The 6,000-nt window shown below is 61.9% G+C and carries 5 protein-coding genes; 2 read left to right on the top strand and 3 right to left on the bottom strand.

Features of this window, described 5'->3' with window-relative positions:
- Positions 1-37: 37 nt before the first annotated feature.
- The 3 genes from ACQRD3_RS11255 to ACQRD3_RS11245 all read right to left on the bottom strand — a co-directional run bounded on the left by ACQRD3_RS11255 (position 38) and on the right by ACQRD3_RS11245 (position 3,530).
- Entirely contained in the window at positions 38-835 is a 798-nt protein-coding gene (locus tag ACQRD3_RS11255; RefSeq protein ID WP_080906287.1) for a ParB/RepB/Spo0J family partition protein, read from the bottom strand.
- A gap of 170 nt (positions 836-1,005) precedes the next feature.
- On the bottom strand, positions 1,006-1,863 hold the full coding sequence (locus tag ACQRD3_RS11250) for a YitT family protein (RefSeq protein WP_080906286.1): 858 nt from the start codon (positions 1,861-1,863) through the stop codon (positions 1,006-1,008).
- 41 nt (positions 1,864-1,904) lie between these two features.
- Positions 1,905-3,530: an S-layer homology domain-containing protein gene (locus ACQRD3_RS11245; RefSeq protein ID WP_427781439.1), complete on the bottom strand. Its 1,626-nt coding sequence runs from the start codon at positions 3,528-3,530 to the stop codon at positions 1,905-1,907.
- A 276-nt stretch (positions 3,531-3,806) separates the two neighbouring features.
- On the opposite strand from ACQRD3_RS11245, the gene ACQRD3_RS11240 reads away from it, so the two are divergent.
- On the top strand, positions 3,807-4,382 hold the full coding sequence (locus tag ACQRD3_RS11240; protein WP_080906284.1) for a xanthine phosphoribosyltransferase: 576 nt from the start codon (positions 3,807-3,809) through the stop codon (positions 4,380-4,382).
- Between the two features lie 196 nt (positions 4,383-4,578).
- Positions 4,579-5,811 (top strand): BMP family ABC transporter substrate-binding protein, encoded by a 1,233-nt coding sequence (locus ACQRD3_RS11235; protein ID WP_080906283.1) that lies wholly within the window; start codon positions 4,579-4,581, stop codon positions 5,809-5,811.
- Positions 5,812-6,000: the final 189 nt, after the last annotated feature.

The raw sequence follows: 6,000 nt of genomic DNA, 5'->3' as shown, positions 1-6,000 counted from the left end.
CCGCATGGAATTGTTTCACGTGAAACACTCCACGGGTTCAACGGGGAATTCGAATGGTGAGCAGGATCTCCTCGTCAGTATCTTGCCGGGAGCAGTCGGCGTGGACCCCTGCGCTCTGCATCATGGAAAGGCCCCGGGTGACCGTGTTCAGGAACAGGCGGACATCCTTAATGATAAAGGTTGGCTTGCTCCGCCGGGGCGGCGGGCAGAGCAGGCTCTGGACATAGTCCTCCGTCCGGGCCACAGTGAGATTATGTTCGATCACATAACGGGCCGCAGACTCCTGCTGCGCAGGAATCTCCAGCCGAAGCAGCGCACGGGCATGGCGCTCGGTCAGCCCCGCCTCCCGGAGAAGGCGCAGCGTTTCCGGCGTGAGCTTGAGCAGGCGCAGCTTGTTGGCCACCGCGGACTGGGATTTTCCGATCTGGCGGGCCACGGTCTCCTGAGAGGCCCCCGTGGCGTCCAGCAGCGCCTGGAGGGCCTGGGCCTCCTCCACAAAGTCCAGGTCCCGGCGCTGGACGTTTTCGATGAGGGCCAGCAGGGAGGACTGGGCGGCGTCCACCGTCACCACGATACAGGGGACCTCGGTCAGCCCCGCCATATGGGCCGCCCGCAGGCGGCGCTCTCCGGAAATCAGCTCATAGCCGTTGGTCCCTGTCCTCCGGACCGAGAGAGGCTGCAGAATCCCGTGCTCAGAAATACTGGCGGCCAACTCCTCCAGCCCTTCCCGGGAAAAGCGCTTGCGGGGCTGCCCGGGATTGGGGGCCAGGGCAGCCACAGGGAGGAAAACGACCCTGTTGCTCTCAAAAAGACCTCTTTTGCGGAGAAACGCCATGTTCAGACCCCTCTTTCGTAAAATGGATTGGATAACCATATTTTACCATATTCATTTTCGAAAAAAGGGGAAATCTGTCGAGAGGGAAATATTTCCTTTTTCCAGGGAAGCTTCTCCACGGAGCATCAAAGGGGCAGCCCGCGGAGGAATCAGAGCGGCATTGCGCTCTGTCAGGCGCGGAGAAATCCCTTGCCGAAGATCTCACTGGAATTGGTGATGACCATAAAGGCGTGGGGATCCTCGGCCCGGAGAAAGTTGCGCAGGACCACCGCCTGGTGCCGGGAGAGGGCGGCGAGGACGATGTACTGATCCTGCCCGGTATAGGCGCCCTGGCCCTTCCAGACCGTGGCCCCACGGGCCATGCTCTCGTTGATAAAGTGGCAGACCTTTTCCGGGTCCTGGGTGACCACCGTAAAAGCCTTCTTGCGGTTGAGAGATTCGATCACCGAGTCCACCAGCACAGATTTGAGGGCGAGACCCAGCAGGGAAAAGAGGCCGGTCTCAATATTGAAGATCACCAAGGCGGCGCCGGCGATGGCCACGTCTGAGACCAGCAGCGCCCGCCCCACATCCAGGCCGGTGAATTTCTTCAGGATCATCGCCATGATGTCGGTGCCGCCGGTGGAGGCGTTGGTGTTAAAGAGGATCGCCGAGCCCAGGGCGGGGAGAATGACGGCAAAAAAGAGCTCCAGCATCTTCTGGTCGGTAAGGGGACGGGTCAGGGGACAGATCCATTCCAGCCCCTGGACCAGGGCGGAATAAAGCAGGGAACAGTACACCGTGCGGACTCCAAATCCCTTGTTGAGGATCAAAAAGCCCAGGATCAGATAGATCACGTTGATCCCCATGTTGATGGCGCCCGGAGTGAGGAGATCGGAAGGGATGAGCTGGCCCAGCAGAATAGACAGGCCGGAGACCCCGCCCATAGAAAAATGATTGGGGAATTTAAAGAAGTAGACGCCCACCGCCACCATTGCCGAGCCCAGCGTCATGCGGCCCAATTCGGCGGGGGTAAGTTTGGTGTTCATGGGAAGATCCCTCGATTCAAAGGTGATGAGATAACGCCCGCTCAACGGGCGGAGAGCACGGACCAGACGTCATAATTGGGGCTGCCGGGATCGGCGGGAATGGCTCCCAAACGCCACACCGAAACACCGGTGATCCCGAACATCCGGGCCAGCTGGAGCTTGTCCGACACACTCTGGGCGTCCTCATACCAGAGCTTGTAGCGCTCGCCGTCCTCGGCGGTGTAGCTCAGGCAGGGGTTGTGGCTGGCCTCATCCCAGGTGCGGACCGAATCGGCCTGCCGGAGGCGCTGGGCAATGGTGGCCGCCGAAGGGTGATAGAAGGTAGTGTCCATCAGATTCCCGGAGGCGTCCACATGGAAGCCGGTGGTGTTGAAGGAGATGGCCAGCGCCAGCTTGGACTTGTCCTGTACGCCGGTGACAGGGTCTGTGACGTGCCGGAGGGCGGTGTAGACCTTGTCGAAGGGCGTCACCGGGCAGTAAGTATTGGAGGTGCCCACATAGTAGTCGGGGATGGACGACCACTGGTAGTCGTGGGCCATAAGGATGACCTTGTCGCACAGCTCTCCCAGGGCGCGGTAGTCAAAGCCGCCGTACCAGGTGTCGGGCTGGACGCAGACATAAAGGCTCTGCCCGGCGGGAAGGGCGGCACGGAGAGCGGTCATAAAGGCGGTAAAGGGCTCCCTCTGGGCGCTTTTCAGCCCTTCAAAGTCGATGGTAAGTCCGGCGTAGGGGCGGGCGGCGGAGACCAGGCGGTTGATGACCTCGGTCTGCGTCCCGCCGGCGGAGAGGGCAGAGAACGTGGAGGCCGAGGCAAAGACGCACAGGTTGCAGGGGATGGAGTTGGCCGCCAGCCGGTCGGTGACCAGTTCCGAGCCCTCGGGCTTGACCCAGCCGTTGCCGTTGGCGGAAGTCTCGTTGAGCGCGATCGCTCCGTCACTCACCTCCAGACGGGCCCAGCCCACGCTGACGGCGTCCATGGAGTCGGTGTAGCCGATCTGGGAGTAGGAGGAGGCGGCGTAAAAGCCGTGGAGCCACTGGGTCCGGGAGGTGTAGCGCTCATAAGTGCGCACCAGCATGGCGGCCGCCTGCTCCCGGGGGGCGGAAAAACCCGGGAGGAAGTTCAGCGTTCCGTTGGCCTCCACGCCGTTGATGATGCCCAGGTCGTAGGCGATGGCGATGTACCCCTTGTCCCCGGCGACGTCTGGGAAGGGAAGGGCGGCGCCGGACAGGGACTGGGCCAGGCGGCTGTACCCCAGGGCCCGGACCAGCATCTGGGCCATCTCGGCGCGGCTGATGTAGTCCCCGGGACGGAAGGCCCCGCCGGGATCGGTGACGTCGTGGGCGGCGGCAGTCTCCACGGCGGAGTAGTACCAGGCCGAGGCGGGGCAGTCGATGTAGGTGGGCGCGGCGGGAGAGGCGCTCTGCCAGCCGAACATGCGGCCCAGAACGGTGACGAACTCGGCCCGGCTCATGTTCTCTCCCACACCGAAGCGGCCGTCCGGGTAGCCCTCCATCAGGCCGTAGGTCCCCGCCTTCTCAATGACCTCGGCGGCCCAGGTGGCGTCCGTATCGGTATAGGCCCGGGCGGCGGGGGAGAGGGGGGAACAGGTAAAAGCAATGAGTCCCGCCAGCAGGGCGGAGACAAAGCGGCGTTTTTGTTTGCCCATGTCAATCTCCTTTACAGATGTAAGGCGTTTGGTTACCTGCCTATTATAATGCCTGGCGGGCCCGGCCGCAAGGGGAGAAGGGAAAAGAAGGGAGGCGCGCTTCGTGCCGGAGCGCGCCTCCCTTCCTCCAAAACCGGAAAAGGCGACAAGACGGCCGCCATTCAAAAAAGCAAACACCGTCGAAACAGCGGGAAGAATCCGTTCCTCTCTGCTTGCATTTTTACGGTATATCAGGTACAATAAATAAATCAGAACTGGGGATTGGGAGTGGCTGAGATGAAACTACTGGAGGATCGCATCCAGAAGGACGGAAAGATCCGCAACGGCGGAGCAGTGCTGAAAGTGGACAGCTTTTTGAACCATCAGATCGACGTGGAGCTCTACAACGAGATCGGAAAAGAATTTTTCCGGCTGTTCGGGGGTGAAAACGTCACAAAGATCCTGACCATCGAGGCCTCGGGCATCGGGATCGCCTGCATTGCCGGGCAGTATTTCAACGTGCCTGTCATCTTTGCCAAGAAGAGCAAGACCAAGAACATCGACGGCAGCGTGTATACCGCCAAGGTGGAGTCCTTCACCCACGGCAAGGTATACGACATTATGGTGGCCAAGGAGTTTCTCAGGCCGGGGGACCGGGTGCTCCTCATCGACGACTTCCTGGCCAACGGCGCGGCCCTCAACGGCCTTATTCAGGTGGTAAAGGGAGCCGGCGCCACCGTTGTGGGCGCGGGGATCTGCGTGGAGAAGGCTTTCCAGCCCGGCGGAGATTTGATCCGCGGACAGGGCATTCGGGTGGAATCTCTGGCCCGGATCAAGAGTATGAGTGAGACAGAGGGCGTGACCTTCTGCTGAGAATCCGCCCGGATGGGCACTGACAAGACCTTTTGCTGCCACAGGCGGCCTTTTTACAAGGGCGTGATGAGTGGATGATGACGAGGGCTGCCGAAACGGGCAGCGCCGACTCCTTCCATTTGAAATTCCGGCCGTGAGGCCGTTTATATAAGGATTTTAGGATGAATGGAAATTTGGTAAGGAGGAACTTTTGTACATGAACAAGAAGTATCTGGCGCTGCTCCTGTCGGGAGCCCTTTCCCTGTCTCTGGCCGCCTGCGGCGGGTCCGGCACCCCCGCGGAATCCAAAGCCCCCGCCGAGTCCGCCGCTGCGGAGTCTGCCGCCGCCGAGGGCAAGACCATCAAGGTCGGCCTCATCTGCATCGGCGATGAAAACGATCAGGGCTACACCTACAACTTTATCCGCGGCAAGGACGCCGCCACCGAGGCTCTGGCCGCCGAGGGCATCAACGTCGACTGGGTGGTCAAGTACAACATCGGCGAGGACTCCTCCTGTGAGGACGCCAACATCGAACTGGCCGAAGAGGGCTGCGAGCTCATCATCAACAACTCCTACGGCTTCGAGGACTACATGCTCAAAGTGGCCCCCGACTACGAGGACGTCCAGTTCGTCGCCTGCACCAACCTCAACTCCTCTTTCTCCGAGCTGAAGAACGTCCATAACGCGTTCGCCAACATCTACGAAGGCCGCTACCTGGCCGGCGTGGTGGGCGGACTGAAGCTCCAGGAGATGATCGACGCCGGCGACATCACCGCCGACCAGGCCGTCATCGGCTATGTGGGCGCCTTCCCCTACGCCGAGGTCATCTCCGGCTTTACCTCCTTCTATCTGGGCGCCCGGAGCGTCTGCCCCAGTGCCACCATGAAGGTCAAGTACGTCAACTCCTGGTCCAACGCCACGGAGGAGGCCAACGCGGCCACCGCTCTGGCAGACGAGGGCTGCAAGCTCATCTCCCAGCACTCCGACAACACCACCCCCGCCACCGCGGCCCAGACCGCCGGTGTGTATCACTGCGGCTACAACAACGACATGACCGGCGTGGCCCCCGAGGCCAGCCTCGTCTCCTGCCGCATCGACTGGTCCCCCTACTTCCAGTACGCCATCAAGTCCGTGGTCAACGGCGAGAGCTTTGACAAGGACTGGACCCAGGGCATGGCCGAGGGCTCCGTGGTGCTCACCACCCTCAATGAGAAGATCGCCGCCCCCGGCACCGCCGAGAAGCTGGCCGAAGTGGAGAAGGGCCTGGCCGACGGCACCATCCATCCCTTCGCCGGCCCCTTCACCGGCACCGGCACCGCCTTCGGCGCCAGCGCGCCCGACACCCTGACCGTGGCCGAGGGCGACTTCTTCCGGGAGTCCGACGTGGCCGGCGGCAAAACCTCCGCGCCCTACTTCTACTGGATCATCGACGGGATCACCCAGGAGTAAGCTCCCCGTCTTCATTTCCCTGGGAATGCCCGGCCCGCCGGGCCGGATGACCTTGGGAACAAGGAACACCGGGTCAAAGGCGGATCGTGAACAGCGCGGTCCGCCTTTGCCTGTTCTGCGCAGCGCCGGAAACCCGTCCCGCAGGCGGGCTTCCGGGACTCCGCAGAGCGGTTCGGAACAACTGAAGTC

The organism is Candidatus Pseudoscillospira sp. SGI.172 (genome assembly GCF_050313575.1).
Lineage (GTDB): Bacteria > Bacillota > Clostridia > Oscillospirales > Oscillospiraceae > Vermiculatibacterium.
Note: the sequence above shows the minus strand (reverse complement) of the source record. Positions and strands in the feature narration are given on the sequence as shown.

Excerpts from the sequence above, each read along its gene's own strand:
- ACQRD3_RS11255 (WP_080906287.1), bottom strand. The coding sequence starts at position 835 with ATGGCGTTTCTCCGCAAAAGAGGTCTTTTTGAGAGCAACAGGGTCGTT.
- ACQRD3_RS11250 (WP_080906286.1), bottom strand. The coding sequence starts at position 1,863 with ATGAACACCAAACTTACCCCCGCCGAATTGGGCCGCATGACGCTGGGC.
- ACQRD3_RS11245 (WP_427781439.1), bottom strand. The coding sequence starts at position 3,530 with ATGGGCAAACAAAAACGCCGCTTTGTCTCCGCCCTGCTGGCGGGACTC.
- ACQRD3_RS11240 (WP_080906284.1), top strand. The coding sequence starts at position 3,807 with ATGAAACTACTGGAGGATCGCATCCAGAAGGACGGAAAGATCCGCAAC.
- ACQRD3_RS11235 (WP_080906283.1), top strand. The coding sequence starts at position 4,579 with ATGAACAAGAAGTATCTGGCGCTGCTCCTGTCGGGAGCCCTTTCCCTG.